Raw genomic sequence first — 26,625 nt, 5'->3', positions numbered from 1 at the left:
GAAACCACCCCCGACCTTCGGGGAGTTTCACGCTGCGGCGCCGGAAAGTGGCACCTGACAGAAAAAGCGGCTTGCCCCTGATTTGGGTTTCGCCGCTTGAACACAAGATGCCCAACGCTACAACTGGGTCCAGTATACACAGGGCCCCTTCAGGGGGGCACCCTCAGTGCCCGCACTACTCGTTAGGCTTGAGGTATGCGTTCCACCACCGTTTCCGCCGCTTCGGGTTCATCCCATGAGCCTGCCGCAGCCTCCTCCCCCGGTCTTCCCCCCATGTCCTCCCCCATCGACACCTACCTTCAACAAATCCACGCGGAGATCGCGGAGCTGAAGGATGGCAAGCCGTACAGCAGCATTCCGGCCATGGCCAACGTAAACCCGGATAATTTCGGCATCGCGCTGGCAACGGCCGACGGGTACGTCTATGAGATTGGCGACACCCGGGAGGAATTCAGCATCCAGTCCATCTCCAAGCCCTTCACCTACGGGCTGGCACTGGCGGACCGCGGCATGGAAGCCGTGGACGCCAAAGTCGACGTTGAGCCCTCCGGAGATTCCTTCAACGAGATGTCCCTGGCCGAAGGAACCGGACGCCCGGCCAACGCCATGATCAACGCGGGGGCCCTTACCGCCACTTCCCTGGTGCGCGGCTCCGGCGGCATCACCCGCTTCAACCGGATCCTGAACACCTATTCGGCCTTCGCCGGCCGCCAGCTGTCCGTGAGCGAACGGATCTATCGGTCCGAGCTCAAGTCCGGCCACCGCAACCATGCCCTGGCCTATCTCCTGCGGTCCTTCGACATCATCGAATCCGATCCCACACCGGTCATCAAGGACTACTTCCGCCAGTGCTCGGTCATGGTCAACGCGCTGGACCTCGCCCGGATGGCGGCCACCCTGGCCAACAGCGGCCGCAATCCGATCACCGACGACCAGGTCCTGGACATTGCCTCCGTGGAACGCGTCCTGTCAGTGATGGCCACCTGCGGCATGTACGACGACGCCGGCGCCTGGCTTTCCAGTGTCGGCATGCCGGCCAAATCCGGGGTTGGCGGCGGAACCATCGCCGTCCTGCCCGGGCAGGTGGGCCTTGCCGTGTACTCTCCCCCGCTGGACGCGCACGGCTCCAGTGTCCGCGGCGTCGCCACCAGCCAGCGGATCTCCCACGACATGCAGCTGCATTTCGTCCGGGCAGCCCGCACCGGCCGCTCCGCCATCCGCAACGTCTACGACATCACTGCCGCACCCTCAGGCATCCGGCGCACCGATGAAGCCGTTGAAGTGCTCCGCAGCCACGGCCACCGCGCGCAAGTCCTGGAGCTCAACGGAGATCTGCTCTTCGCCGGGGCGGAATCGGTGGTGCGGGCGCTTTCCCAGCTGGACGACGACGTCGAAGTCGTGGTCCTGGATCTGCGCAGCGTCGACGAGGTGTCCGAGGTGGCGCTCCGCCTGTTCGCCGAGTCCGCGGAGATGCTGGTCGAGAGCGGCCGCGGATTGGTGCTGGTCGATGGCGAAGGAACGGTCACCGATGAGCTGGCGAAGCGGGGCTGGGAGGTGCCGTCCTTCGCGACCCGCAATGCCGCCGTCGAACACTGCGAGACGCAGCTCATTGATGCCTACGGATCCGAGCTGGTCATGCCGGACATCATGGAACCCGTCGATTCGCCGGTCCTGAGCCATCTCGACCCGGAGGATGCGCAGGCGGTCCAGGAACGGATGGAAGACCTGGTCTACGAAGACGGTGACCTGGTCCGACGGGTCGGGCAGCGGTTCGGCGGGGTGTTCTTCATCGTCTCGGGCACGATTGCCACATCCATGCCCGCGCCGGACGGTTCACGGATCAAGCTCACCACCCTCGGCCCCGGCATGACCTTCGGCGAAATGGCCCTGGGCACGGATAAGCGGCAGGAAACAACGGTGAAGGCGGCCGGCGAGGTCCGGCTCAAGGTCCTGACCGCCGACGCGATGGAGTCTCTGGAGGAGGAGAACCCACGGCTGGCGATGGAGCTGTGGAAGGCGCTCACCCGGGACGCCTACACGCGGGTGGAGCAGTACATTCGGGAAAGCGCCCTGCGGGCCCGCGACTGATCCTCGGGGGACGCGGCTGGTCCCCGTGGAACGTGCCGGGGCACGGGGCTGACCCCTAGGGAACCCGGCCGGGGGCGGGGCACCTCCGTGCTCCCCCCCTGCCGGGAGGGGTTCTGGCGGTTCCTGGGTCATTCCGGGTGCTTTTGGGCCTGCTGGCACACGGGTTCCCACCCTTTGTGGCAGATGTGCACTCTCGTGACCCCACCAGCCCCAGGAGTGGTCAAACAGTGGGAACCAGTGCGGCGCGCAGGGGTCGCGGCGGAACAACTGGCCGAATTACCGCTACCGGGCGGTCCTGGCTTGGGTTGACCGGATCTGGACCAGCCTGTTTCTCCCGCCGTTTCCGGATTCGGCTGCCATTTCGGGATTCCGTAGCCGTTTTGGGAAATTCCTGCAGGTCCGCAGTGGCAGGGATTTCCCAAAACCGTCGATTCAGGCCAAACCGAACGAATTTCGGGGTCGCGTTGCCCAGGCTGACGGGTCCAACGGCACTACTCGATTATCAGGCGGGCCGGGCCATCAGGCAGGCGGGCCATCAGGCAGGCCGGGCCATCGGACGACTGCAGTTAAACACAAAAGCAGGACGGGAAACCCGTCCTGCTTTTGTAAGGCAGATCAGTACAAGTACTGAACCAAAGTCTCTAGATTAGAGCGCCTGGATGTTCGTAGCCTGGGGACCCTTGGGGCCCTGCTCGGTATCAAAGGAAACCTTCTGGTTCTCGTCCAGGGACTTGTAACCATTGGAGTTGATAGCGGAGTAGTGAGCGAACACGTCGGCGCTTCCGTCATCCGGCTCGATGAAGCCGAAGCCCTTTTCGGAGTTGAACCATTTTACTGTACCTGTAGCCATTTTAATATTCCTTCTGGATTGAAGCGATTCCCGACTTTCGGGGAGCTTCAGTCGCGGTGTTCCTTACCGCTTTTACAGAAAAGCGGCTAGCCCGTTTGGGTTTCGCCACTTGAAATACAAAATGCGCAACAACCAACAACTGAGTATGACTCTACACCACATTTGCCCAAAGGGGTAACCGGCCTCCGCGCCGGTCATTTCCAGCCCTGCCCCGGACGGCCTTCAGCGGGCCGGAGACCCCGCCGGGAGTCCGCTTATCCGGGCAGCAACAGGTGGGCCGGGATGCTGCCCTTGTCCGTGATTCGGCTCAGGAGCACGGGGTCGATGAGTTCCCCGCGGCGCAGAACGCTGACGTCTCCCGTGGGTTCCAGAATGACCAGACCGACTTCGGAGAAGTTCCTGATGCCCGCCTGGCGCAGTTTGAAGTAAACCTCGTCCTCCACGATTCGGGCCGCACGGAGGCCGGACGCCACGACCTGGTCTCCGGCCATCAGCAGAATCGGTGTGCTCGAAAGGTAGGCGCCGCGCCTGGTCCGCCGCAGGAGGGCCTCGAGCCGGAACAGCGCAAACATGGTCGCCAGCGCAATGACGCCGGCGGCCAGCGTGGGGGTGTACCCCAGCACGACGCGCCCCAGCACCGATCCGAAGGCAATGACGATGGCCTTGTCCATCGTTGACCAGCTGGCCAGTGCGCGCTGTCCGGCCAAGCGGATGAGGACGAAAAATGCCGCATAGATGCCAAATGCCGACAGGACGACCCACAGTCCTTCCAACGGCGTGATTCCCAGATTGTGCCACCACACGATGTTCTCCTCACGATGCATGGCCGGGACCGGAGGGCGGTTCCGGACAGTCAGCGGCGTCAATAACACCGGGAGGGCGGGGCTGGCATTGCGGAGGAGGGCGCCGGAGACGGCCGCTGGCCGTAGGGAAAATGCTAGCCGTGGAGCGGTGGCGGCAACAGGCCCGGGAGCAGCCCAGGGGCCGGTTCGACGACCACGACGACGGCGGCAGCGGCAGCGGCGGCCAAGCGCCGGCTACCGCCGTCGTCGTTGCGCTACCGCTCCGCCGCCGGCCCGGCCATGGCCTGTACCGCGCGGTAGGCGAAGACCATTGCTGTGCCGAGCGGGATGCCGGGACCCGGGTAGAACCGGCCGGAGAAGGAGGCACTCGAGTTGCCCACCGCGTAGAGCCCCGGAATCGGTTCTCCGCTGCCGGTGAGCACGCGGGCATCCTTGTCCGTGCGCAGGCCGCCCTTGGTGCCCAGATCGCTGAGCACCATCCGCGCGGCGAAGTACGGCGGCTGATCCAGTGCCACGAGGGCAGGGTTGGGTCCATGCGAGGGATCCGCGAAGAAGAGGTCGTAGGGGTCCTCACCTCGGTGGAAGTCCTCATCGACACCGGCGGCGGCGAATCCGTTGAACCGCTGCACGGACTCCGCGAGTGCGCCGGCGGGAAGGCCGGTGCGTTCGGCAAGTTCACCCAGCGACTCGGCCTGGATCCAGGTTCCGGCGGCAAGGTGCTCGGCGGGCGGCGTGTTGTCGGGCCGCATGATGGCGGGCAGCTGGCCGCCGAAGCGGGAATCGAAGATGAACCAGGAGGGAATGCGGTCCGCCGCGGCGGCGGCCATTTCGCGGCCCATCTGGTCGTACGGCAGGGACTCGTTGGCGTAGCGTTTTCCGTTACCGTCCACCATGAGACCGCCGCGGAAGCCGAGGGTGAACGCGGCTTTTCCTGAGGGCTGCTCCGTTCCGGGGCACCACCACGCCTCATCCATCAGGTCGACGGCGGCTCCGGCCTCCTGTGCGGCCCGGATGGCCGTCCCTGTGTTGGCGCTGCGCGGAGACATGCTCCAGCTGGCAGATCCGGGGGTTCCGTTCTCCCGGCGCATCTGTTCGTTGCCCTCAAAGCCCCCGGCGCCAAGGAGCACTCCCGATGCGGCGCGCAGGCGCTGCGGGCCGTCGGCGGTGTCCACCGCCACTCCCAGGACCTTTCCGTCCTCGACGATGAGATCCGTCATCGCCGTTCCGGTGCGGACCACGCCGTTGCCGGTGTTCGTGAAGGCCAGCAGCAGGCGTCCGATCAGGGCCTGGCCCGCGGTGAGCGGACCGTCCGGATGCTGTTCCCCGCGGTTGTCACGGTCGATGGGCGGGCGCACCAAGTCGGCCAGCTCGCCGATTTCCTCCCGCGGAAGAGCCACGGGCATCATGGAGCGTCCCAGATCCATCCTTCCCGGACCCGCAAAATAGTCGGGGAAGGCGGTCCAGCGGAATTCGAGCGCCGGATCGTGTTCAAGCGCCTTGACCAGTTCCGGCGCGGTGGCCAGAAAGGCCTCCCGGCGCTCGGCCTGTTCCGTGCCCAGCAGGGACTCCAAATAGGCGGCCGCCGCCTCGGTTGAATCCTCGACTCCGGCCCTCTCCTGCACCTGGGTGCCCGGAAGCCAGCAGGAGGCCCCGGCGTAGCTCGAGGCTCCGCCCAGGAGGTTGGTTTTCTCCACCACCACCGTTTTCAGCCCGCGGGAGGCCGCACTGAACGCTCCAGCCATGGCACCTGCCCCGGAACCCACCACAACGACGTCGAATTCGCCGTCCCAATCCTGCCTAGCTGTCTGGCCGCTTGCCATGGTTTCCCTTTTCGTCGTCGCCGGTGGAACGCAGGCCTCCATGCAAGCTTCCGCAGGCAGGCCTGCCCTCCAGATTCTCAGCCGGAAAAAACAAGTGCTCCCCCTGTCCCACACATCGGGACTGGCCGTCCTGCGCCCGTTCGCGTGTGCGTAGATTCAAGTTTCGAGACGTTCGACTCCGAATATCCGAAGGGACGAATTCCGCATGAGCATTGTTGAGTCAGACCAGGACCAAATCAGACAGATCGAAACCGGCGAAGTACGCACGCGGTTCGCCCGCGGTTGGCACTGTCTGGGCCTGGTGGAGAAGTTCAAGGACGGCACTCCGCACACCATTAACGCGTTTGGCCAGAAGCTCGTGATCTTCAGCGGAGAAGACGGCAAGGTCAACGTCCTCGACGCCAATTGCCGCCACTTGGGCGGGGACCTGTCAAAGGGCACGGTCAAGGGCAACGAGATTGCCTGCCCGTTCCACGACTGGCGCTGGGGCGGCGACGGCCGCTGCAAGGCCATTCCGTACAGCCGCCGCGTTCCGCTGCGCGCCCGGACCAGCACCTGGCCGACGCTCGAACAGGACGGGCTGTTGTTCATCTGGAACGACCCGGAAGGAAACCCGCCGCCGGCCGACGTCGTCATCCCCCGGATCCAGGGCGCGCAGGATGATGGCTGGACCAAATGGGTCTGGAACGAACTTGTGGTCAACACCAGCACCCGTGAAGTCATGGACAACGTTGTCGACATGGCTCACTTCTTCTACATCCACGGAAACTTCCCGACGTATTTCAAGAACGTTTTCGAGGGCCACATTGCCACGCAGTATTTCGACGGGAAGAGGCGTGAGGATCTTGCCCCGCCGAACCCCGATCCCGCCGCCCCGAAGATGGTGAAGACCAGTTCAGTGGCGTCCTACTACGGCCCTTCCTTCATGATCGATGACCTGACGTACGTCTATGAGAACTTCGACATGAAAACCGTCCTTCTCAATGCGCACTACCCCATTGATGAGAACTCCTTTGTGCTGATGTCCGGCATCATCGTGGAGAAGAGGCCGGAACTGGTGGGCGACCCCGACGAGATCGCGGCCACCCAGGCGAAGCACATCCTGCACGGCTTCAACCAGGATGTGGAGATCTGGCAGAACAAGGCCCAGATCGACAACCCGCTCCTGTGCGAGGAGGACGGCGCCGTCTACCAGCTGCGCCGCTGGTACGAGCAGTTCTTCGTTGACGTTGCCGATGTCACGCCGGAGATGACTGACCGCTTTGAGCACGAGCTGGACACCAGCAGGCCCAATGAAAGCTGGCAGAAGGAAGTGGCGCAGAACCTGGCGCTGCGCAAGGCTGCAGCGGGACAGCTGATCTGATGGCAGCACCCTCCGATGTCAGGCTCATAGACACCCCGATGCAGCCGCTGGGCTGCGGTGAATGTGCCGCCACCGTGCTGGTCCGCAAGTCGGATTGGCAGCAGACCAGCATCCAGTGGAACGCGGCAGCCCAGAGTGCCTGCAGGGAACGACCGCTCTCCTGCCGCGGGGACAATCCCGCCGAACAGTTCGCCGGCTGCGAGACGCTGGCGGCCAGCATCCGCCAGGCCTCGGTGGAAGGCAGGATCGAAGTCGTCTATCGGGACGAGCTCGATCAGTAGTTCCCGGAAGCACGCAGCTCCAAGAAGGCAATACAACGAAGAAGGAGGAGGGCCGGATTTCCGGCTCTCCTCCTTCTTCGTGTGTGTTCAGGCTTCGGGGCCCTACTCGTCGTACGTAACCCTGACCTTCGCGCTGACGGGGACCGCCTGGCATGCCAGCGTGTAGCCCTCGCGGAGGTCCGTGTCATCCAGAACCTCGTTCTTTTCCATCCGCACCTCGCCTTCGAGGACTCTGCAGACGCAGGCGCTGCAGGCGCCCTCCCTGCAGGAGAACGGTGCGTCGAGGCCGGCGTTGAGCAGGACGTCCAAGAGACGGTTTCCGCCGGGCCAGGCCACGGAGCTGCTCTGGCCGTCCAGCTGCACCTCCACAACCGCGTTCTCCCCCGTTGTGTCGTCGACGACGACGGCCACGGGGGCAAAGGGATCAGTCCCCAGGGACGTAAAGCGTTCGATGTGGATCCGCTCCGGCGGCATGCCCAGCGTGTTCAGGGATAACGCGACGCAGTCCATGAACGGTCCCGGGCCGCAGATGAATACTTCCCGGTCGGTGTACGGAGCAGCCAGGGCACCGATGGACGCTGTGTCGGGCAGGCCCTGAACGGTTCCCAGCCAGTGAATTACGTTGAGCCGGCCCGGATGCGCTTTGGTCAACGCGATGAGCTCCTCGCGGAAGATCACCGACGATTCATCCTGGTTGGCGTAGATCAGGGTGATGAGCCCGGTTCCCCCGGCCAGGGCTGACTTGATGATGGACATCACCGGGGTCACCCCGCTGCCGCCGGCAAAGAGGAGGAAGTCAGTGGTCAGCGAGTGCGGAGTGAAGGTACCGGCGGGACGCAGGATGTCCAGCATGTGTCCTTCCACCACGTTGTCGCAGAGCCAGTTGGAACCGTAGCCCTCCCGGGTTCGCTTGACGGTGATTTTCAGCTTTTCGTCCTGCAGCGGCGAGCTGCACAGGGAGTAGCAGCGGGCGGCGCCGGACGGCCGCTCACTCGGTATCCGAACCGTCAGGAACTGTCCGGGCTTGTAGCTGATGGTTTCCCCGCTGCCGCCCGCAGGCTCCAGCACCAGTGTGTGCGCGTCAGCTGTTTCGCGGATCACCTCAACCACCCGCACCTGCAGCGGGGTGGCCGCCGGCGCGGCGTTCGCCGTCACGGTCTCCGTGGTCGCGATCTCCGTGGTCACGGTGTTCACTGCCGCACTCTTTACGCTCGTCATAGCTTCGTTCGTCATCGCATTGCTCGTTTTCGCATCGTTCGTCATCGCATTGCTCGTCATCGCATTGTTCACTCTGGAACCTCTTCCCGCCGCAGGAACGCGAGGACAGTGCTCTCGAAGGCCGCCTTCTGCTCGATCATGGCCCAGTGGCCGCAGTTGGGGAACACATGCAGTTCCACATCGGGAATGGTCCGCAGCGGAACAAGCACACCGTCCAGCGGGGAGACGCGGTCATCACGCCCCCAGGTGATCAGGGTTTTGGCCTTGAGCTTGTGCAGCTGGGTCCAACCGGGCGCCGCATCTGAAGCGGCTGCCGCAGCCGCCGTCGCCTTCATTGCCGCCCTGCTGTACATCTTCCGCGCACTGGCCAGGGTCAACGGATCCGTCGCCTGCTGCCAGCGCTCGTTGATCAGTTCCTCAGTGACCAGCTCCTGGTCGTAAACCATGGACCGCAGCCACTGAACCAGCCGTTCCCGCGTGGGGTCCTCGGTGAAGGCGATCAGGAGGTTGATGCCTTCAGCGGGCGAAGGGCTGAAAATGTTCACGCCCATGCCACCCAGGGTCACCAGGCGGCGAACCCGGTCGGGATGGCTGATGGCGTACCGGGTGCCGATCATGCCGCCCATCGAGTTGCCGATGATGTCAACGCGGTCCAGGCCCAGGCCGTCGAGGAAATCGGTGACCGCTTGTGCGCCCGCCTGCATGGGATGCAGGTCAGTGGCGTCGCTGACGCCGAAGCCCGGAAACTCCAGCACGTAGCAGCGGAAGTGCTCGGCGAACGCCGGAAGGATGCCCCCGAAGTTCCGCATGCCGGTCACCCCGGGGCCGGAACCGTGCAGGAACACCAGCGGCGGTCCGTCGCCGGCTTCGTGGTAGCGCAGCACCCCGTGCTCCGTCTGCAGCTCGCGCAGGGATGATCCATCACTGATCGGGGCCGTCTTGCCCGGCTCGTGGCGAAGGTCCGTGGTCATTTCTCAGGCTCCTCGATGTGCGAATCTCTTCGGTCTACGAGAACCATAAACAGTGCCCGCTCGGGCCGTTGCACGGGTCTCGATGACCGGGATAAATCGGGGCTGCGACAGGCCGGGCGGCAAATCCCGGTGACTGGGACATTTCCCGCTCCCCCGGCGGAAACGCGCCTAGATTTTGCACAAGTGGCGGTCTGCGCCCCGGAGAGAAAGCGAGAAGCGATCCAATGACGATTACCGCATGTTCAGACGTGCTGACCGAGCGCGGGGAGGAGCTTCGCTCCTTCGCACAGATCAATGAAGATCTGGGCAAACTCAGTGACGGCACCGTTGACATCCTGCGCCAGTCCGGGGTCATGAAGCTGCTTGCTCCGGTTGAATACGGCGGCACCCGGGCGCATCCGGCGGACTTCGCCGAAACGGTCATGAAGATCGCCAGCCTTGACGGAGCCGCGGGCTGGGTTGCCGGCGTCGTCGGCGTCCATCCCTGGGAGCTGGACGTCATGTCCCCGAAGCTGCAGGAGGAAATCTGGGGAGCTGACCAGGACACCTGGGTCTCCTCCCCCTACGCGCCCATGGGCGTTGCCACCCCGACCGACGACGGTTACCGGCTCAGCGGACACTGGCAGTTTTCCAGCGGCACGGACCATGCCTCCTGGGTCATTCTCGGGGCGTTCCTCGGCGACAGCGAGGGCAAGCCGGCCGTCCCGCGCCAGTCCCTGCACGTCGTCATTCCCCGTGCCGACTACACGATTGTCGAGGATTCGTGGGAGGTCGTGGGACTGCGGGGCACCGGCAGCAAGGACGTCATCATCAAGGACGTCTTCGTCCCGGAATACCGCGTGCTGAAGCAGGCTGACCTTTTCTCCGGCAAGGTGGCCCGTGACGCGGGCAAAACCGAGCCGATCCACCGGATCCCGTTCTACAGCCTGTTCCCCCTCGGCCTCACCGCCGCGGTCGTGGGCATCGCAGAGGGTGCCTTGCAGGCCCACCTGAACTACCAGCGCAACCGCCAGCAGGTCAACGGTTCCAAGAGCACCGATGACCCGTACAGCATGTACGCGGTCAGCGAGGCCGCCGGCGAGATCCGGGCCTCCAGGACGGCGCTGCTGGACAACATCAACAGGATCTATGACACCGTCGCAGCCGGCCGCGAGGTCACCCTGGAACAGCGGGCGGTGGGCCGCCGGACGCAGATCCAGGCAGCCTGGCGTGCCACTGCCGGAATCGACGCCATCCTCTCCCGCTCGGGCGGCAACGGACTGCGCCTGAACAACCCCATCCAGCGCTTCTGGCGCGATGCGCACATGGGCCTGGCCCACGCCATCCATGTGCCGGGCCCCAACTACCATGCCGCAGTCCTCACGGAGCTGGGCATGGAACCGCCGGCCAACCTGACCGGCATGGTCTAGGCGCCTCCCCCCCATTTGGCAGCAACACCCAAAAGTAAAGCGAGGAATGACATGACGCATATCCGAGGACTGGGCTATCTGAAAGTCCAGACCCAGCACATTGACCGCTGGCGCGAACTGACCCTCGACGGCCTGGGATTCGCTGAGGCGAAGGGCCCGAATCCGGAGGGCCTGTACCTGCGGATGGACGAACGCGAAGCCCGCCTGATCGTGCTTCCGGGCGACTCCGACAAGGTCCTGGCAGTGGGTTGGGAGGTCCGCGACCAGTTCGCGCTGGCCGCCGTGGCCAAGGATGTGGAAGCAGCGGGTTTCCCCGTCACCTGGCTCAGCGAAGAAGCCTCCGACGAGCGCGGCCTGGAGCAGGTCATTACCTTCACCGATCCCGGCGGCACCCCCGTGGAGATCTTCTTCGGCCCCCGCCTGGACCACAGCCCGGTGCTGACCGGATACGGACAGAAGTTCATCACCGGGGACCACGGCATGGGCCACGTAGTGCTGCCCACCACCAAGATGGAGGAAACCACCTCCTTCTACACGAATGTCCTGGGCTTCCTGCCGCGCGGCGCCGTCCGCCTCGGAGCGCGCCGTCCGGCCGTTCGATTCCGTTTCTTCGGGATCAACCAGCGCCACCACAGCCTGGCCATCGGCCCGGCACCGCACGGCGAAGCGCCGGGACTGGTCCACCTGATGGTGGAGGTCGAGGACCTGGACACCGTCGGCCGCGCCCAGGACAAGGTCAACAAGCTGGGGTTCACCCTCAGCGCGTCCCTGGGCCGCCACACCAACGACAAGATGGTCTCGTTCTACGTCCGCGCACCCGGCGGCTGGGATATCGAATACGGCACGGCCGGAATGCTCGTGGACGAGACGTATTACACGTCCGAGGAGATCACCGCCGAAAGCTACTGGGGACACGACAAATCAGCGAGCGAGCCCTACGCTGCGTTTGTACCTCCCCAGACCGTTTCCGCTAACTAGCGGTTCGCCCGGAACAGGTCCGGCGGAGAGGCAGAGCGCGGGAAACCGCCCCTGTCTCCCCCCCGGACCTGGCTTTCTGACTTGCTTGCCTTTCCTTCCTGACGACCCTCCCCCGACAAGGACCCGCGATGACAGCTTCATCCCTTCCCGGCACCGTGGGCAACGACGCGGGCAACGGCACCGTGGACAACGACGCCGGAATCACCGACATCGAACAGATCCGTCGGCTGACGCACGAGTACGCCGGCAACCTCGACGGCGGCCTGCTGGACGAACTGGTGTCCCTGTTCACCGACGACGGAGTCTGGGACGGCAGCGGCTGGGGAATCCCGGCGATTCAGGGCACGAAGGCTCTCCGGGAGTTCTTCGCAGCGACCATGGCTTCCAACGCCGGCACCTGTCATCTGACGTCCAACCACATCATCACCGTTGACGGAAATTCCGCCGCCTGCACCGCGTACTTTCACGCCTTCGGCCGGCGCCTGGACGGCAGCCTCAACGATTCCCTCGGCATCTACACCGACGAGCTCGTTCGGACCGCGCAGGGATGGAAGTTCAGCCGCCGCTCGGTTCGCGGCATGCTGACCCCGCCGGCCGCCGGCAGCTGACCAGTACATGCCCGCGCCCGGCAGCGAAATACTCGGCACAGAAACGCTACTGGCCGGGAAACAGAGCCTCCGACACCTGGCGGGCGGCGTCCATGACCAGCGGGGCCACCCGTTCGATGGGATCGGAGCACGTCCCCACCAGCGAAATGCTTGCCACCGGTTTCCGGCGGCTGCGGATTGCGGCCGCCACGCAGGCGATGCCCTCGTAGCTCTCGCCGGATTCGAAGGCCAGCCCGCCGCGCTGCCGGATGCGGTGAAGCTCGGCGTAGAGCGTGCTCGAATCGCTGATCGTCCGTCCGGTCGACGGGGGCAGGCCGTTCTTGAACAGGTCATCCACCTGCTCGGGATTCAGCCAGGCGAGCATCGCCTTGCCCAGTGCCGTTGCATGCGCCGGAGCGATGCCGCCCACGCGCGACGGAACCAACGTGGCCGAGCGGCCGCCTGCTTTATCCAAGTAGTGAATGTTGGCTCCCTTGAGGACGGCAAGATGCACCACCATCCCGGTGCGCATCTGCAGGCTGTGCAGCAGCGGTGCAGCCTCGGCACGGATCCGGCTGTTTCCATCGTCCAGCCCGCTGAACTGCAGTGACCGCCAGCCCATTCCGTAACCGTCGGGGGTGTGTTCGAGCCAGCCCAGCTGAACCAGTTGGTCCAGGATCCGGTGTGTTGTGGACCGGGGAAGACGCGTCCGGGTAGCAATCTCGTCGAGCAGAAGCCGAACCGTCCGGGACTCAAACGTCTCCATGATCAGCGTCATTCTGGCCGCCATGGCCGGAGGCGGTGCGCTTGCCGGTGACGGCCAGGCAACTGCCGAAGTGCTTCGTGAACTCGTGGAAACACTCATCGGGACCGCCCGAAAATACGAGCCACACGTCGCAGTGGCACCAAGTGACAGACATTCATTGGCTGTAAAACCTCCTTGGCGCAGCTAACCAATAGCGGGACAGCCGAAGCTGCGGCGATGTGAGCTGCAGCACATCATGGGTTCACTGTACACATCACTACAGGCCTCCGACAAACTGCCGCCACCCGCTGCCATCCCGCTCTCCGGGACTGCCGCGCCGTCGCACGCACCACCCAAGTGATACTGGAGCCCTCATTTGGGAGGACTAATGACGGCAACCATCGAAACAGCACCTGCTGATACGGCCGGTCTTGAAGAACTGGCCGCGCGTTTGCGTCGCGCCGAACGGGACGGCGTGGTGATCGATCCGATTCACGATGCGCTTTCCGCCGGCGGGATCGGCGCCGCCTACGCAGTGCAGCGGGCAAACGAGGACGTGTGGATCGCGGAGGGCCGACGGGTGGTCGGCCGCAAGATCGGCCTTACCTCCAAGGCGGTCCAGTCCCAGATGGGCGTGGACCAGCCCGACTTCGGCGTCCTGTTCGCCGACATGTGCCTTGCCGACGGTGAAATCCTCGCTGCCGGCGAGGTCCTGCAGCCGCGGGTGGAAGCCGAGGTGGCACTGGTCCTGAAGAAGGATCTCGTCGAACCGGACACCACCCTGAGCGAACTGATAGCGGCCGTGGACCATCTGCTGCCCGCCATCGAAATCGTCGGCTCGAGGATCCGGAACTGGGACATCTCCATCCTGGACACCATCGCCGACAACGCCTCCAGCGGACGGATCGTCACCGGAACGCGCCCGGTGCTGCCGTCGGCGCTGGACCTCGCGGTGGCCGGCATGGTCATGGAGGTCAACGGCGTGGTGGAATCCGTGGGCTCGGGCGCCGCCTGCCTCGGCCACCCCTACCGGGCGGCGCTTTGGCTGGTTCGGCGCATGGCACAGCTGGAGCGGCCGCTCCGGGCCGGACAAGTCCTGATGACAGGCGCCCTCGGTCCCATGGTCGCCTTTCCCCCAGGCGCCAACGCAGTTGCAAGCATTCAGGGACTTGGACAGGTCCGCATCAAACATGAGGAGAACTAGTGGGCAACAACGAACGCTGGCCGGTGGCCATCATCGGCTCCGGCAACATCGGCACCGATCTGATGATCAAGGTAATTCGCGGGTCCGAACGGCTGGAAATGGGAGCCATGGTAGGAATCGATCCGGATTCCGACGGGCTCCGGCGTGCGGCCGGGATGGGCGTTCCCACAACGGCCGACGGCATCCAAGGTTTGCTCGACCTGCCCAACTTCAAGGACATCAAGGTTGTCTTTGATGCCACCAGCGCCTCGGCCCACCTGACCAATTGGGACCTGCTGAAGGACACCGGCGTGCGGGTGCTGGACCTGACGCCGGCCGCCGTCGGGCCCTATTGCGTCCCCGTGGTTAACCTCGAGGACCATCTGGACGAACCCAACCTGAACATGGTGACGTGCGGCGGCCAGGCGACGGTGCCCATGGTGGCCGCAGTCTCGCAGGTGGCACCGGTGCGGTACGCGGAAATCGTGTCCTCGGTTGCGTCCCGTTCCGCCGGGCCCGGCACCCGGGCCAACATCGACGAGTTCACCGAAACCACCTCGCAGGCACTGGTCGAGGTGGGCGGTGCGGCCGAGGGCAAGGCCATCATCATCATGAACCCGGCCGAGCCGCCGATGCTGATGCGCAACACCGTGTACTGCCTGGTGGAGGGCCAGCCTGACCATGCCGCCATCGAGGCCTCAATCGGCGCCATGGCCGCAGCGGTGCAGAAATACGTTCCGGGCTACAAGCTCAAGCAGGCAGTGCAGTTCGAAACCTTCGCCGGAGACACCGCGCTCCACATGCCGGGCTCGGGGAAATTCGAGGGCACCCGCGTGACGGTGATGCTCGAAGTGACCGGCGCTGCGCACTACCTTCCCGCCTACGCCGGGAACCTGGACATCATGACCTCCGCAGCAATGGCCGTGGCCGAGCGCTGGGCCGAACGCGGCGGGGTCCAAAAGCGCGGCGAAGAACCAGGCACAACCCCGGCAATGCAGGAGGCATCAGCATGAGCAGGCTCTACATCTCCGACGTGACCCTGCGGGACGGCATGCACGCCATCCGGCACCAGTACACGGTGGACCAGGCGGTGGCGATCGCCACCGCGCTCGACGCCGCCGGCGTCGCCTCCATCGAGGTCGCCCACGGCGACGGCATCAACGGCTCCTCCTGTGTCTACGGTTTCGGCGCGCACACCGATCTGGAGTGGATCTCCGCCGTCGCGGCCGCCGTCAAGCAGGCCAAGGTTGCCACGCTGGCGCTGCCCGGCATCGCCACCATCCATCACCTCAAGGACGCGAACAGCGCCGGCGCCTCGGTGGTGCGCATAGCCACCCACTGCACCGAAGCCGACGTGTCGGCGCAGCACATCGGCGCCGCCCGCAACCTGGGCATGGACACCGTGGGCTTCTTGATGATGTCCCACATGATCCCGCCGGCGGAGCTGGCCAAGCAGGCGAAGCTGATGGAAAGCTACGGCGCCACCTGCGTGTACGTGGTCGACTCCGGCGGCGCGCTGACCATGCCGGGCGTGGCCGAACGGGTGGACGCCTTCCGGCAGGTACTGGATCCGGCCACGGAGATCGGCATCCACGCCCACGAGAACCTCTCGCTGAGCGTGGCTAACTCCCTGACCGCCGTGGAGCACGGCGCCAACCGGGTGGATGCCTCGCTGGCCGGCATGGGTGCCGGCGCCGGCAACGCTCCGCTGGAGGCGTTCATCGCCGCCGCTGACAAGTTCGGAATTGACCACGGCTGCAACCTGTCGGCCCTGATGGATGCCGCCGATGACCTGGTCCGTCCGCTGCAGGACCGCCCGGTCCGGGTGGACCGGGAAACCCTGTCGCTTGGCTACGCCGGGGTCTACTCCAGCTTCCTGCGCCACGCCGAGACCGCCAGCACCCGGTACGGAATCCCCACCACCGACATCCTGATGGAGCTGGGCAAGCGGCGGATGGTGGGCGGCCAGGAGGACATGATTGTGGACGTGGCACTGGATCTGCTGGCCCGGAACTAGCCCGAAAATGGTTTGGACAAAGGAAATACGATGACCGAAATCAGTATCGGAGAACAGCGTGCCGCCACCGGCGATCCGCTGACGTTCCGCAATGTGCTGGGCCACTTCCCCACCGGTGTGGTCCTTATCACCGGCATTGCCGAAGACGGCGCGCCCGTGGGCATGATCGTGGGTTCCTTCACCTCGGTGTCCCTGGATCCGCCCCTGGTTGCATTCCTGCCCACCGTGGCCTCGCAGACCTTCCAGCGGCTGCGGACCGCGAAGGCCTTCTGCGTGAATGTGCTGGCCGCGGACCAGGAGGACCTGTGCCGCCGGTTTGCCGGCCGGGCCGCCGACAAGTTCGACGGCGTGCCCTGGCAGCCGTCGCCGCTGGGCGCGCCGGTGCTGGACGGCGTCGTCGCCTTCATTGATTGCACCTTCGCATCAATCAACGACGCCGGGGACCACCACATTGTCATCGGTGCCGTGTCCGAGCTGCAGGTTTGCCGGCCGGTGGCACCGCTGCTGTTTTTCCAGGGCGGTTATGGAAGATTCGCTCCGCTGTCGCTCAGCGCGCCTTTCGAGGCGGACCTGATAACCGGTGTGCGCCTGGCCGAACGGGGCCGGGCGGAAATCGACCGGCTGGCGGCCACGCTGTCAGTGGAGTGCACCGCCATGGCCGTAATCAGCGACCAGATGGCAGTCAATGTTGCCACTGCCGGAGCTTCCGACGCCGAAGCACGGCTGGGCGAACGGATTCCGCTCATGCCGCCCTGGGGCGAGCTCTGCGTTGCCTGGGAAGATGCCGCGGCGGTTGACCAATGGCTGTCCCGGGCGCTGCCCAGCGACGAATGCACGCAGGAGCAGTACCGTGAGCGCCTCGAAGCAGTGCGGCGCCGCGGCTGGTCGTTGACAATGCGCGGCGACTACCGGGACGAACGGATCATCGAGGCCCTGCGCGAGTACTCCTCCGGCGGCTACACGCCGGCCCAGGAGCGCGACATCCGCGAGATCATCTCCCGCACCTCCAGCAGCTACGCGCCGGTCACCCTTGAACCCGGCCAGACCTACGACGTCGACTCCCTGCTCGCGCCGGTGTTCGACGCGGCCGGGAAGGTCCGGCTGGTCCTGCGCATCGCTAACCTGCCGAGCTCCGCCCCGGCGGAACGGATCCTGGCCTGGGCCGAGGAGCTGCTGGCCGCCGCCAGGACGCTTGGCGCGGCCGCCGGCAGCCAACCCTGATCGGCGTCCCGGACGGTCCTGGTTCCAGCAGCTGCCGGGATCAGGATCCGCCGGGGATGGTGTCGCCGCCCTGAACCAGGGCGGCGACACGGTACAGCGCCGTGCTCGTCAGTTCCGCCAGCACCTCGGGGTCCCAGTGGCTTCCGTCGATCTGCCGGCTCAGCATAAGCCCGTCAAGAATCCGGAAAATGCACTCGGACAGATAGTCGGCCAGCTCCGCCCTCGGTTCCTCCGCCAGCTCCGGGGAAAGCACGCTTCGGAGCCATTCCCCGGTCATGCTTTGCATGCTCTGCAGCACCGGCTCCAGGCGCTGGCTGCTCCCCTCGGGTCCAACGGCGGGTTGAAGCATCAGCAGCAGTCCCAGCCGCCGGATCCGTGTTTCCGCGGCACGACCCTCCAGGGCACGCAGGAAGAACCCGCGCAGGATGACCGACCAGTCGCCGTCGGCGGGCCGCGGCTGCAGATTCGGCCGTGCGGTCTCCCAGCCGCGGCGGGCATTGTCGATCACAGTCGCGATCAGGGCGTCCTTGTCCTTGAAGGACCAGTACAGCGAACTGGCTGGAAGGGCAGCCTTCTCGCACACTCTGGCGACGGTGACGCCGTCGTAGCCGAACTCCGCTATGGTTTCCTCCGCAGCCCGCAGGAACGCCTCGCGCCCGCCCTCGGCTCCGGCCGCCGCGGCAGACGGGACCGGTTCGTAGACCGGCGGTACCGGCTCGAACACGGCATCAAGCCGCCGGTCCGGAGCCAGTTCAACGGTCAGGTCCGCCATGATGTCCAAGCATGCCGAGATCAGCCAGGTGACGCGGCCGCCGTCGAGCTGCCGGCTGCCGTGCCGTTGGATGAACTCACTGTCGCGGATAGCCAGGGTGCACCTGCCCAGCAGCAGCGCCGCAGCCTTTCGCTGCTCCATCTGTTCCGGCAGGGTCCGCTCCCACCACCGGGCCAGCCAGTCAGTGCTCTCGCGGCGGATCTGCAGGAACCGGTCCCGGGCCGGTGAAGCGACCGGCGGGTGGACCACGGTCAGCTGGAGGCCAAACCGCCAGTAATCCATCTTGGAGTCAAGCCGGGGCAGCTGCAGGATATTGCTGTACAGGTCGGCCCTCCGGGACTCCCCCGGCGAAGACTCCAACCAGTTGGGCAGGGACTGCGACTGCACGGTGAATGCTTGTTCCAAGGCTGCTGCGATCAGCTGGTCCTTGTTGGCGAAATGCCAGTAAATGGAACTGGCTGAGAGGCCGGTGGCCTTTCTGACCATGGCAAGCTTGGTGCCGTCGTACCCATACCGGGCGGTCAGGTGCATGGTTTCTTCGAGAATCCGGGTACGGGTCTGTTCCCCCTGCAGATTCTTTCGGTCTGTCTTGCGCTGCGCCACTGCCCATCCGATGCTCTCCGGCCCGAAACTCCGTCAGCTTCGGCCACCCAATCTTTATCACAGCGCTGAAGGACCGGTGGCGGCGGTCCCGGCGAGTGATACTGGCCGGGACGGGTGGGTTTTGGGCGGGGTGTTTGTTGGGTGGGGCGTTTGGACAGTCAACGGGTTCATCCCAAGGTCCAATCCCCTCAGATCTGTACTATCGCGGACAGTATCCCCCCAGAGCTGCACTTTCGGGGTCGGTTGCGGCACCGCGGGAGGCACTAATGGGCTTTTCGGCATCCTTCGTGCAGATCAGGTCCTCCGGATAAATCCTTCGTGCAGATCACGTCCTCAAAGCGACGAAAACGGCCCTTCAGAGTGCCTGATCTGCACGAGAGATTCCCATGCGGCCTTTCAGAGTGCCTGACCTGCACGAGAGATTCACCCGGCCGCTCCAGCGTGCAGATACGGCGGGCTTCATGGCCCGCGACGGCGCCCCCATAGTTTGGAGGTTCTTCCTATCGGTTGGAAGACATATCGCCTAGAAAACGGAAGCCCCGAGATACGGCAGCATCAGAGCCTTCTGCTCCGGCGCAATCCGCAGCAGCCGGCCCGTATCGCCGTCGACGAAGGCGAGGGTTGTCTCCGCCTTCGCGCAGGTCTGCGCGGTGACGGGATCGCGGATGACGTAGGCAATGGTGAGGCTGGCCCCTTTGAGTGCACTAATCCAGACGGCAATGTCAGCCGGAATGTTCCGGTACGTCAGCGGTGACAGGTATTTCACCCGGTGCTCGGCGACCAGTGCCTGGGTCCCCGCTGGCACGTTGTTGAAGAGCGCGACGACGGGTTCCCGGCCCGGTCCCCCGGTGCCGCCGGGCGGGCCGAAGGCATGGATGCGGGCTTCTTCCAGAATTCGGAGGATTTCCACGTTGTTCACATGCCCGTAGGCGTCCATGTCTCCCCAGCGCATGCCGACGGAACACTGGATGACCTGCGGAGTTTCAATCATGCGTCGATTCTGGCACAGGCACCGCAGCGGTCGGGCGGACACGGTCTGCGCTTCGGACTGCCGACCACACCGAAAGCGCAGATATGGTCGGTTTCGGCCCGCCGGGCACAGCGAAAGCGCAGCTATGGCGGGAAAAGCACGATTTAACCCGCCATATCTGCGCTCTCGGATCGCGGGGGAAGCCGAAACCCGCCATAGCTGCTCTCTCGCAGCTGAGAGGGACTTCCACCGCCCGTGCTCCAGCCCGGCCCGGAATCTGCCCGGCGCCCGGAGGACGCCGAGGGCAGCCGAGCGTAGCGCGAGGGACCGGGACCGGCGCCGTCGGGCTATGCCTTGGCCAGCTCCGTGACCCCGGCCAGCAGCTCGAACGAGTGCAGCCGGGGCTCGAGGGTGGCGGTCTGGGTGGCGATGATCAGCTCGTCGGCGTCGGCGTGGGTGGCGAACCAGTCCAGGTAGTCCCGGACCTCGGCGGGGGTGCCCACTGCGGAGTAGCGGCCCATCTGCTTGACCTGCTGGCCGCCCGGGGATTCCAGGATGAGATCGGCTTCCTCGGGCGTGAAGGTCCGGTCGCGTCCGAAGAGCTGGGTGACGCGGCGGCGCTGTCCGTCCTCGAACATCTGCCGTGCTTCTTCCGTGGTGTCAGCGGCGATGGCGTTGACGCCGGCAATGACGTACGGCTCCGCCAGCTGTTCGGAGGGCCGGAAGTCGCGGCGGTATATGGCCACTGCGTCCTGCAGGGCCTGCGGAGCGAAATGCGATGCAAAGGAGTACGGCAGCCCCAGCGCGGCAGCCAGCTTGGCGCCGAACAGGGACGAGCCCAGGATGTACAACGGCACGTTGGTGCCCTTCCCCGGGGTGGCGTCGATGCCGGGAATGAGCGTGTTGCCGGTGAGGTATCCCTGCAGCTCCTGCACATCCTGCGGGAAGCTGTCGGCCGACATCGGGTCGCGGCGCAGCGCGCGCATGGTCTTTTGGTCGCTGCCCGGTGCACGGCCCAGACCCAGGTCGATGCGCCCCGGGAAGAGGGTTTCCAGCGTGCCGAACTGCTCAGCGATGGTGAGCGGTGCATGGTTGGGCAGCATGACTCCGCCGGCGCCCAACCGGATGCTCTGCGTGTTGGCGGCGATGTAACCGACCAGGACGCTGGTCGCGGACGAGGCGATGGTGGGCATGTTGTGGTGCTCGGCGTACCAAATCCGCGTGTAGCCCAGCTTCTCGGCATGCCGGGCCAGGGCCAGGCTGGACGCGAAGGAGTCGCGCGCGGTTTCGCCCTCGTCGATGATGGCCAGATCGAGGATCGAAAGCGGGACAGTCATGTAATTTCGGCCTTTCGTTGCATGGGTGTCCCAGAGCTGTTTGCCCCGGACACGTTATTAGGTGCAACTGCAAAGGCCGCCGGCTTATTTCACGCCCGGCAGGTTCTGAATCACACCGCGCACGACGACGACGGCGGCATCCGCCGCGGTCGCTCCCCGCAAACGCTCGCCGCGGTCACTCGCCGCGGTGCCGCGCAAGGTAGCGCGAGAGCCGGTCAAAGGACGAGTTCCAACCCGTCCGGTGGCCGTCCGCATCACGCCGGTCGGTGAACGGTCCCTGCCGGAAAACCATGCGCGTGCCGTCGTGATGCGGGAACAGGTCCACGGTGATAAGTGTTTCCGAACTCGCCGGGGTTCCGTCCGCGCCCAGCCACTGCTGGGTCATGGCGAGCCGGTTCGGCGGCTCAATGTTCCGCAGGACGCCTCCCCACCACAGCTCGTCGCCGGTGACCGTGTTGACCATGCAGGCACGGTAGGTCCCGCCCACCCGGTTCTCGCTGCTGACGCGGTCGGCCGGAACCATGAACCCTTCGGGCCCCCACCATTCGGTCGCGGCGGACAGATCTGCCCAGGCGTCATAGACGGCCTGCTGCGGAACGGGAAAGGCCCGCTCGATGAGCAGTTGCTCTTCGGGGCTCTGCGGAGATATGGGATCCCTCATGGCAGTTCCTTTCGAGGCGGGCGGCACGTTTTGTCCAGTGTGAACCGCTGAGGGCGGATCTGGGATCCCCTCCGCTGATCCGGATGGGCAGAACCGTTGCCGTGGCCGTTTTGGCAGGCACAATGGTCTCCATGGAGAACCGGAACCGGCACGACGCCGGGGAGCACCCGGCAGCGACCGCCAGCGGGGAACCGGGCCGTGCCGGGGAGGGCCAGCTGGAAGCAGCCATCCTGGCCCTGCTCGCTGCACGGGCTGAGACCTCCACCATCTGTCCCTCGGATGCGGCACGCGCCGTTGCACCGGAAGATTGGCGGCCGCTCATGGAACCGGTGCGCCGGGCTGCCGCACGGCTGGCCGAGCGCGGCGAGGTGGAAATAACCCAGCACGGCAACGTGGTCGACCTGGCCGCGGCCAGGGGCCCCATCCGGATCCGCCGACCCCGCTGATGGTCCGCGGTTCCGCTGATGGTCCCCGGTTCCGGCGTCTGGCGGCCAGCTGTCTGGCAGCCGTTTATCTGGCAGCGAGCTGCTTGGCCCGGTGATGGGCAAGGACCTGCCCGCCGACAACCAGCAGCAGCGAGACAATGAACATTATCGAGCCAATGACATTGGCCTGCGCCGGAATCCCGCGGGTCGCTGCCACGTAAATGAACTTTGGAAAAGTATCAACGTTCCCGGAATTGAAATTGGTAATGATGAAATCGTCAAAGCTCATGGCGAAGGCCAACAGTGCGGCAGCCATGATGCCCGGCAGCAGCAGGGGAAAGGTGATCCGCCAGAACGCCTGCAGCGGTGAGGCGTAGAGATCCGCTGCGGCCTCCTCCAGCTTCGGGTCGAGCCCGGCGACTCTCGCCTTCACCGTCACCACCACAAACGAAATGCAGAACATGGTGTGCGCGATGATGAGCGTTCCCTTGCCCAGTTCGGCGCCCACGTTGAGGAACTGCGCCAGCAGCGAGGCACCCAGCACCACCTCGGGCGTGGCCAGCGGAAGGAAAATGAGCATGTTGGCGGTGGCGCTGAAGCGGAAGCGGTAGCGCACCAGCCCGACGGCGATGGCCGTTCCCAGGGCTGTTGCCAGCACCGTGGAAATCACGCCGATCTGCAGGCTGTTCGCCAGCGACTCGCACACTTCGGGGGCACCGCAGGGGTTCTGCCAGTTGGCCAGCGTGAACCCGCGCCAGGTGAGGTTGGTGCGTCCGGCATCGTTGAAGGAAAAGGCGAACACATAGCCGATCGGTATCAGCAGGAACAGGAACGCGAGCCCGCCGCTGACCGGAACCAGGCAGCGGCCAATGGCCCTCTGAAGGGGAGCGTTCGTGTGCATGGGAGCCCTCACATCAGTTCCTTGGTGCCGAAGCGCCGGACGTACAGGATCACGAGGAACAGGATCGCCAGCATCAGCAGGAAGGACAGCGCCGCGGCTCCGGGATAGTCCACCACCCGGAAGAACCGTGAATCGATCACCTGCCCGATCATCGTGGTGTTCTGGTTGTTGCCGAGCAGCGCGGCGTTCACATAGTCCCCCGTTGCCGGAATGAAGGTGAGCAGGGTTCCGGCGATCACTCCGGGCAGGGACAACGGAAGGGTGATCCGGCGGAAGGTGCTGGCCGGACTGGCGTAGAGGTCGCCGCCGGCTTCAATCATCCGGATGTCCATCCGTTCCAGCGAGGCATAGATGGGCAGCGTCATGAACGGCAGGAAATTATAGGTCAGGCCGCAAATCACGGCGAAGGCCGTGGCGGTCAGCCGGCCGTCCTCCGGCAGCAGGGACAGCGTCCGCAGGACCGCGACCACCGGTCCTTCGTCGGACAGGATCTGCTTCCAGGCTTGGGTCCGGAGGATGAAACTGGTGAAGAACGGGGCGATGATCAGCACCAGGAGGATTCCTTTGAGCAGCCGATGCTCCCGCAGCCGGACTGCCACCAGATAGGCCATGGGGTAGCCGATCAGGAGCGCTGCGACAGTAGCCGCGAGCGCGAAGCCAAAGGATCGAACAATTGCCGGCCAATAGTCCTGGAGCACCACCGCGTAGTTGCCGAATTCCAGTGCCGGCACGAACTGGCCGATGTCCGCGCCCTCGGGTTTCACGTACAGGGAGGTGGCCAGCAGGGAGAAGACCGGCAGGACGAAAAACAGGAGCATAAAGAGGAATCCCGGCAGGATCAGCAGGTATCCCGTGCGGCCGTTGCGGCGCGCGGCGTCGAGCTCCGGATCGCCGCCGGCCGTTCCCGCTCCGCCGGCCCCCGCTTTTCCGCCGGCCGCGGTGAGCAGCGCCATCAGAGGGCGTCCTCGCCTGCGCCGGCGTCGCGGTCCTCGGTGCCACTGAGCCCAAACGCGTGCCCGGCGTCCCAGCTCAGTGCCACCCGGTCCCCCGCCGCCGCCAGGACACCGCCGTGGTTCTGGCTGAAGACACCCATCGGGCCCATCCCTTCCACCTCCACCAGGTACTCGGTGCTGGCCCCGGTGAACGAGGCGTCCAGGACCAGTCCCCGCAGAGTTGTCCCGGCCGGTTCCGCCGCACCCGGCCTCATCAGCAGCTTTTCGGGCCGGATGCCGATCAGCACCCGGCCGCTGTGGTCAGTGGCCCTGTCCTTGCGCACCTGCAGGCGGTGCCCGCCGGCCAGGAGCAGCAGGTGTTCCCCGTCTTCTCCGATGACCTCGGCGGGCATCAGGTTGGACTTGCCCAGGAAGTTCGCCACGAAGGCCGTACGCGGCAATTCATACAGTTCCCGGGGTGCTCCCATCTGTTCCACCCGTCCGCTGTTCATGACCGCGACCGTGTCGGCCATGGTCATGGCCTCCTCCTGATCGTGCGTGACGTGGACGAAGGTCAGGCCGACTTCGGTTTGGATCTTCTTCAGCTCCCCCTGCATCTGCCGGCGCAACTTCATGTCCAGGGCGCCCAGCGGTTCGTCCAGCAGGAGGACGGCAGGGCGGTTGACGACGGCGCGGGCCAGGGCCACGCGCTGCTGCTGCCCGCCGGAGAGCTGGGCGGGACGGCGACTGCCCAGGTGTCCCAGTTCCACCAGTTCCAGCGCCGCTTTGGCCTGGGCTTCGGCATCGCGCACCTTGCGCCGCTTGAGCCCAAAGGCCACGTTGTCCAGGACGCTCATGTGGGGAAAGAGTGCATAGTTCTGGAACACCGTGTTGACCGGACGCTGATGCGCCCCGGCCGCGGTGATGTCCCGGGTGCCGATGCTGATGGTCCCGGCAGTGGGCTGTTCCAGCCCGGCGACCATCCTCAGGGTGGTGGTCTTGCCGCAGCCGGAGGGGCCCAGCAGCGCGAAGAAGGAGCCCGCGGGAATCACCAGATCCAACTGGTCGACGGCGGTGAACCCGGCAAAGCGCTTGGAGAGTCCGCTGAGCACCAGGTCTCCCCCGGCAGCCTCCTGGCGGGATCCGGGCTCCGGCAGCAGATCTACGGCGGCCATCAGTTGCCGATTGCGGTCTGGAACCGGTCGCTGAAGTCCGTTTCCTCATCGGGGGTGAGGGTGCGGACCACATGGGCGCGGGACAGGTAGTCCTCGGTGGGAAAGATCAACGGGTTCTCCGCCAGTTCGGGATCGATGGATTCCATCGCTTCGCGGGCACCCTCCACCGGGCAGATGTAGTTGACGTAAGCGGCGACCGTCGCAGCGTTTTCCGGCTCCAGGTAATAGTTCATCAGCTTCTCCGCATTGGCCTTGTGCGGCGAGCCGATCGGAACCAGCAGGTTGTCGGACCAGAGGGTGCCGCCCGCTTCGGGCAGGGCGAACCCCCATTTGTCGCCCTCCTCGAAGTTCAGCTGGGTGATGTCGCCGGACCAGCCGATGACGGCCAGGGCGTCGCCGGAAATCAGGTCCTCCTTGTAGGAATTGCCCTTGACCTGGCGGATCTGTCCGTCCGAGATTTGCTTGGCGAGAACATCGAGGGCATTTTCGAACTCATCGCTGCCCCAGTTCCCCGTGACGTCAACGCCGTTTTCCATCATCAGCAGCCCCATGGTGTCCCGCATTTCATCCAGGACTTCAACCCGCCCCTTCAGCTCCGGCTGCCACAGGTCCGAGACATTCCGCAGCCCCTGCGGGAACGCCTCCTTGTTCCACACGATGCCGGCGAACCCGGACTGCCAGGTGAGGGAATGCTTCCGCCCGGGATCAAAATCCACGTCCTGCAGCCCGGCCAGCAGATTCCCGGCGTTGGGCAGGTTGCCCCGGTCCAGTTCCTGCGTGTACCCCAGCCGGATCAGCCGTCCGGCCATCCAGTCAGTGAGCGTGACGATATCCGCTCCAATGTCCTGGCCGGCGGCCAGCTGGCCCTGCACCTTGCCGAAATAGGTGTCGTTGCCGTCGATGTCCTCCGAGTAGTCCGCCTCGATGCCGGTGGCTTCGCTGAAGGCGTCCAGCGACGGGTAGGTGCCGGCGGCGTCGTCGTAATCCAGATAGAGCGTCCAGTTGGCCCAGCGAACGGATTTCTCGGTCTCCGACAAGTCGGCGGCCGCGGTCACCGCGGCGTCGGCCCGCCCCCCGGTGCCGCCGCCCGTGCCGCAGGCGGCCAGCATGGACGCGAGAGTCAGCCCGCCGGCGCCCATCAGCATCCTGCGGCGCGAGAGCTGGGCGTTAACAATGCTTCGGAGCATCGGATCGGTGATCGGGCGCTTGGGCATGGAGGCTCCTTGCTGAACCGCTCTGGACGGATGTTGTTGCGTTGATAGTGCCAGAGGACACAGGGGTGGACAAGGTTTTTAGTTGTAAAACTTTTGTTACA

25 protein-coding genes are annotated in these 26,625 nt (G+C 65.3%); 11 read left to right on the top strand and 14 right to left on the bottom strand.

All coding sequences use genetic code 11. The features are described 5' to 3' along the window. Positions 1-195 precede the first annotated feature (195 nt). Positions 196-2,088: a glutaminase A gene (glsA, locus tag QNO08_RS03725; protein WP_229964571.1), complete on the top strand. Its 1,893-nt coding sequence runs from the start codon at positions 196-198 to the stop codon at positions 2,086-2,088. Between the two features lie 646 nt (positions 2,089-2,734). Here glsA and QNO08_RS03720 read toward each other — a convergent pair. From QNO08_RS03720 to QNO08_RS03710, 3 genes are all read right to left on the bottom strand, one after another. Beyond that, a complete protein-coding gene (locus QNO08_RS03720) occupies positions 2,735-2,938 on the bottom strand; it encodes a cold-shock protein (RefSeq protein ID WP_104055090.1) in 204 nt (67 codons plus the stop codon). Positions 2,939-3,192: 254 nt separating this feature from the next. Beyond that, positions 3,193-3,762 (bottom strand): DUF421 domain-containing protein, encoded by a 570-nt coding sequence (locus QNO08_RS03715; protein WP_229964570.1) that lies wholly within the window; start codon positions 3,760-3,762, stop codon positions 3,193-3,195. A 233-nt stretch (positions 3,763-3,995) separates the two neighbouring features. Beyond that, positions 3,996-5,561 carry an FAD-dependent oxidoreductase gene (locus QNO08_RS03710; RefSeq protein ID WP_229964569.1) on the bottom strand — a complete coding sequence of 522 codons (1,566 nt, stop codon included), beginning with the start codon at positions 5,559-5,561 and terminating at the stop codon, positions 3,996-3,998. A 205-nt stretch (positions 5,562-5,766) separates the two neighbouring features. On the opposite strand from QNO08_RS03710, the gene QNO08_RS03705 reads away from it, so the two are divergent. Continuing rightward, positions 5,767-6,924 carry a 3-ketosteroid-9-alpha-monooxygenase, oxygenase component gene (locus QNO08_RS03705; protein WP_229964568.1) on the top strand — a complete coding sequence of 386 codons (1,158 nt, stop codon included), beginning with the start codon at positions 5,767-5,769 and terminating at the stop codon, positions 6,922-6,924. Continuing rightward, positions 6,924-7,205 (top strand): hypothetical protein, encoded by a 282-nt coding sequence (locus tag QNO08_RS03700; RefSeq protein ID WP_229964567.1) that lies wholly within the window; start codon positions 6,924-6,926, stop codon positions 7,203-7,205. Before QNO08_RS03705 ends, QNO08_RS03700 begins: the two co-directional genes overlap by 1 nt. 102 nt (positions 7,206-7,307) lie before the next feature. Here the strand turns inward: QNO08_RS03700 and QNO08_RS03695 are convergent, their stop codons facing one another. Next, positions 7,308-8,438, bottom strand: a complete 1,131-nt coding sequence (locus tag QNO08_RS03695) for a ferredoxin--NADP reductase (protein WP_229964566.1) — start codon at positions 8,436-8,438, stop codon at positions 7,308-7,310. A 53-nt stretch (positions 8,439-8,491) separates the two neighbouring features. Beyond that, positions 8,492-9,394, bottom strand: a complete 903-nt coding sequence (locus tag QNO08_RS03690; protein ID WP_229964565.1) for an alpha/beta fold hydrolase — start codon at positions 9,392-9,394, stop codon at positions 8,492-8,494. A gap of 224 nt (positions 9,395-9,618) precedes the next feature. On the opposite strand from QNO08_RS03690, the gene QNO08_RS03685 reads away from it, so the two are divergent. The 3 genes from QNO08_RS03685 (at position 9,619) to QNO08_RS03675 (ending at position 12,389) form a co-directional block, all read left to right on the top strand. After that, positions 9,619-10,803: an acyl-CoA dehydrogenase family protein gene (locus QNO08_RS03685; RefSeq protein ID WP_229964564.1), complete on the top strand. Its 1,185-nt coding sequence runs from the start codon at positions 9,619-9,621 to the stop codon at positions 10,801-10,803. A gap of 51 nt (positions 10,804-10,854) precedes the next feature. Further along, positions 10,855-11,781, top strand: a complete 927-nt coding sequence (locus QNO08_RS03680) for a VOC family protein (RefSeq protein WP_229964563.1) — start codon at positions 10,855-10,857, stop codon at positions 11,779-11,781. Positions 11,782-11,909: 128 nt separating this feature from the next. Next, positions 11,910-12,389, top strand: coding sequence for a nuclear transport factor 2 family protein (locus QNO08_RS03675; RefSeq protein WP_229964562.1), 480 nt, complete (start codon positions 11,910-11,912; stop codon positions 12,387-12,389). 46 nt (positions 12,390-12,435) lie between these two features. Here the strand turns inward: QNO08_RS03675 and QNO08_RS03670 are convergent, their stop codons facing one another. After that, positions 12,436-13,146, bottom strand: a complete 711-nt coding sequence (locus tag QNO08_RS03670; RefSeq protein WP_229964561.1) for an IclR family transcriptional regulator — start codon at positions 13,144-13,146, stop codon at positions 12,436-12,438. A gap of 355 nt (positions 13,147-13,501) precedes the next feature. Here QNO08_RS03670 and QNO08_RS03665 point away from each other — a divergent pair, with 355 nt between their 5' ends. The 4 genes from QNO08_RS03665 to QNO08_RS03650 are packed head-to-tail and all read left to right on the top strand — an operon-like array spanning position 13,502 to position 17,534. Further along, on the top strand, positions 13,502-14,317 hold the full coding sequence (locus QNO08_RS03665; RefSeq protein ID WP_229964560.1) for a 2-keto-4-pentenoate hydratase: 816 nt from the start codon (positions 13,502-13,504) through the stop codon (positions 14,315-14,317). Then, the gene (locus tag QNO08_RS03660; protein ID WP_284015412.1) at positions 14,317-15,309 is read left to right on the top strand and encodes an acetaldehyde dehydrogenase (acetylating); all 993 of its coding nucleotides are present in this window, start codon (positions 14,317-14,319) and stop codon (positions 15,307-15,309) included. The genes QNO08_RS03665 and QNO08_RS03660 overlap by 1 nt, the downstream gene beginning before the upstream one ends. Beyond that, positions 15,306-16,313: a 4-hydroxy-2-oxovalerate aldolase gene (gene dmpG, locus QNO08_RS03655; RefSeq protein WP_229964559.1), complete on the top strand. Its 1,008-nt coding sequence runs from the start codon at positions 15,306-15,308 to the stop codon at positions 16,311-16,313. The genes QNO08_RS03660 and dmpG overlap by 4 nt, the downstream gene beginning before the upstream one ends. 30 nt (positions 16,314-16,343) lie before the next feature. Continuing rightward, the gene (locus QNO08_RS03650; protein ID WP_229964558.1) at positions 16,344-17,534 is read left to right on the top strand and encodes a flavin reductase; all 1,191 of its coding nucleotides are present in this window, start codon (positions 16,344-16,346) and stop codon (positions 17,532-17,534) included. Between the two features lie 40 nt (positions 17,535-17,574). On the opposite strand, the gene QNO08_RS03645 is transcribed toward QNO08_RS03650, so the two are convergent. From QNO08_RS03645 to QNO08_RS03630, 4 genes are all read right to left on the bottom strand, one after another. After that, complete coding sequence (locus tag QNO08_RS03645; RefSeq protein WP_229964557.1) at positions 17,575-18,909, bottom strand: TetR/AcrR family transcriptional regulator; 1,335 nt, start codon at positions 18,907-18,909, stop codon at positions 17,575-17,577. Between the two features lie 523 nt (positions 18,910-19,432). Beyond that, positions 19,433-19,900, bottom strand: a complete 468-nt coding sequence (locus tag QNO08_RS03640; protein ID WP_229964556.1) for an acyl-CoA thioesterase — start codon at positions 19,898-19,900, stop codon at positions 19,433-19,435. Between the two features lie 326 nt (positions 19,901-20,226). After that, positions 20,227-21,216, bottom strand: a complete 990-nt coding sequence (locus QNO08_RS03635) for an LLM class flavin-dependent oxidoreductase (protein WP_229964555.1) — start codon at positions 21,214-21,216, stop codon at positions 20,227-20,229. 175 nt (positions 21,217-21,391) lie between these two features. Continuing rightward, positions 21,392-21,877 carry an SRPBCC family protein gene (locus tag QNO08_RS03630; protein ID WP_229964554.1) on the bottom strand — a complete coding sequence of 162 codons (486 nt, stop codon included), beginning with the start codon at positions 21,875-21,877 and terminating at the stop codon, positions 21,392-21,394. Positions 21,878-21,960: 83 nt separating this feature from the next. Here QNO08_RS03630 and QNO08_RS03625 point away from each other — a divergent pair, with 83 nt between their 5' ends. Next, positions 21,961-22,323, top strand: coding sequence for a DUF3253 domain-containing protein (locus tag QNO08_RS03625; protein WP_229964553.1), 363 nt, complete (start codon positions 21,961-21,963; stop codon positions 22,321-22,323). Between the two features lie 64 nt (positions 22,324-22,387). On the opposite strand, the gene QNO08_RS03620 is transcribed toward QNO08_RS03625, so the two are convergent. The 4 genes from QNO08_RS03620 to QNO08_RS03605 are packed head-to-tail and all read right to left on the bottom strand — an operon-like array spanning position 22,388 to position 26,524. Continuing rightward, positions 22,388-23,203, bottom strand: a complete 816-nt coding sequence (locus tag QNO08_RS03620; RefSeq protein WP_229965027.1) for an ABC transporter permease — start codon at positions 23,201-23,203, stop codon at positions 22,388-22,390. Positions 23,204-23,211: 8 nt separating this feature from the next. Further along, positions 23,212-24,156 (bottom strand): ABC transporter permease, encoded by a 945-nt coding sequence (locus tag QNO08_RS03615; RefSeq protein WP_229964552.1) that lies wholly within the window; start codon positions 24,154-24,156, stop codon positions 23,212-23,214. Beyond that, the gene (locus QNO08_RS03610; RefSeq protein WP_229964551.1) at positions 24,156-25,310 is read right to left on the bottom strand and encodes an ABC transporter ATP-binding protein; all 1,155 of its coding nucleotides are present in this window, start codon (positions 25,308-25,310) and stop codon (positions 24,156-24,158) included. The genes QNO08_RS03615 and QNO08_RS03610 overlap by 1 nt, the downstream gene beginning before the upstream one ends. Continuing rightward, positions 25,310-26,524, bottom strand: coding sequence for an ABC transporter substrate-binding protein (locus QNO08_RS03605; protein ID WP_229964550.1), 1,215 nt, complete (start codon positions 26,522-26,524; stop codon positions 25,310-25,312). Before QNO08_RS03605 ends, QNO08_RS03610 begins: the two co-directional genes overlap by 1 nt. Positions 26,525-26,625 lie beyond the last annotated feature (101 nt).

The organism is Arthrobacter sp. zg-Y820 (assembly GCF_030142155.1).
In the GTDB taxonomy this organism is placed as follows: Bacteria; Actinomycetota; Actinomycetes; order Actinomycetales; family Micrococcaceae; genus Arthrobacter_B.
The sequence above is the reverse complement of the archived record's forward strand: the minus strand, read 5'-3'. Positions and strand labels throughout refer to the sequence as shown.

Coding starts and splice junctions, on each gene's coding strand:
- QNO08_RS03610 (WP_229964551.1), bottom strand. CDS start 25,310: ATGGCCGCCGTAGATCTGCTGCCGGAGCCCGGATCCCGCCAGGAGGCT.
- QNO08_RS03605 (WP_229964550.1), bottom strand. CDS start 26,524: ATGCCCAAGCGCCCGATCACCGATCCGATGCTCCGAAGCATTGTTAAC.
- QNO08_RS03650 (WP_229964558.1), top strand. CDS start 16,344: ATGACCGAAATCAGTATCGGAGAACAGCGTGCCGCCACCGGCGATCCG.
- QNO08_RS03680 (WP_229964563.1), top strand. CDS start 10,855: ATGACGCATATCCGAGGACTGGGCTATCTGAAAGTCCAGACCCAGCAC.
- QNO08_RS03715 (WP_229964570.1), bottom strand. CDS start 3,762: ATGCATCGTGAGGAGAACATCGTGTGGTGGCACAATCTGGGAATCACG.
- QNO08_RS03665 (WP_229964560.1), top strand. CDS start 13,502: ATGACGGCAACCATCGAAACAGCACCTGCTGATACGGCCGGTCTTGAA.
- QNO08_RS03635 (WP_229964555.1), bottom strand. CDS start 21,216: ATGACTGTCCCGCTTTCGATCCTCGATCTGGCCATCATCGACGAGGGC.
- QNO08_RS03670 (WP_229964561.1), bottom strand. CDS start 13,146: ATGACGCTGATCATGGAGACGTTTGAGTCCCGGACGGTTCGGCTTCTG.
- QNO08_RS03615 (WP_229964552.1), bottom strand. CDS start 24,156: ATGGCGCTGCTCACCGCGGCCGGCGGAAAAGCGGGGGCCGGCGGAGCG.
- QNO08_RS03695 (WP_229964566.1), bottom strand. CDS start 8,438: ATGACGAACGAAGCTATGACGAGCGTAAAGAGTGCGGCAGTGAACACC.
- QNO08_RS03675 (WP_229964562.1), top strand. CDS start 11,910: ATGACAGCTTCATCCCTTCCCGGCACCGTGGGCAACGACGCGGGCAAC.
- QNO08_RS03625 (WP_229964553.1), top strand. CDS start 21,961: ATGGGCAGAACCGTTGCCGTGGCCGTTTTGGCAGGCACAATGGTCTCC.
- QNO08_RS03705 (WP_229964568.1), top strand. CDS start 5,767: ATGAGCATTGTTGAGTCAGACCAGGACCAAATCAGACAGATCGAAACC.
- QNO08_RS03640 (WP_229964556.1), bottom strand. CDS start 19,900: ATGATTGAAACTCCGCAGGTCATCCAGTGTTCCGTCGGCATGCGCTGG.
- QNO08_RS03700 (WP_229964567.1), top strand. CDS start 6,924: ATGGCAGCACCCTCCGATGTCAGGCTCATAGACACCCCGATGCAGCCG.
- glsA (WP_229964571.1), top strand. CDS start 196: ATGCGTTCCACCACCGTTTCCGCCGCTTCGGGTTCATCCCATGAGCCT.
- QNO08_RS03685 (WP_229964564.1), top strand. CDS start 9,619: ATGACGATTACCGCATGTTCAGACGTGCTGACCGAGCGCGGGGAGGAG.
- QNO08_RS03620 (WP_229965027.1), bottom strand. CDS start 23,203: ATGCACACGAACGCTCCCCTTCAGAGGGCCATTGGCCGCTGCCTGGTT.
- QNO08_RS03710 (WP_229964569.1), bottom strand. CDS start 5,561: ATGGCAAGCGGCCAGACAGCTAGGCAGGATTGGGACGGCGAATTCGAC.
- QNO08_RS03690 (WP_229964565.1), bottom strand. CDS start 9,394: ATGACCACGGACCTTCGCCACGAGCCGGGCAAGACGGCCCCGATCAGT.
- dmpG (WP_229964559.1), top strand. CDS start 15,306: ATGAGCAGGCTCTACATCTCCGACGTGACCCTGCGGGACGGCATGCAC.
- QNO08_RS03630 (WP_229964554.1), bottom strand. CDS start 21,877: ATGAGGGATCCCATATCTCCGCAGAGCCCCGAAGAGCAACTGCTCATC.
- QNO08_RS03720 (WP_104055090.1), bottom strand. CDS start 2,938: ATGGCTACAGGTACAGTAAAATGGTTCAACTCCGAAAAGGGCTTCGGC.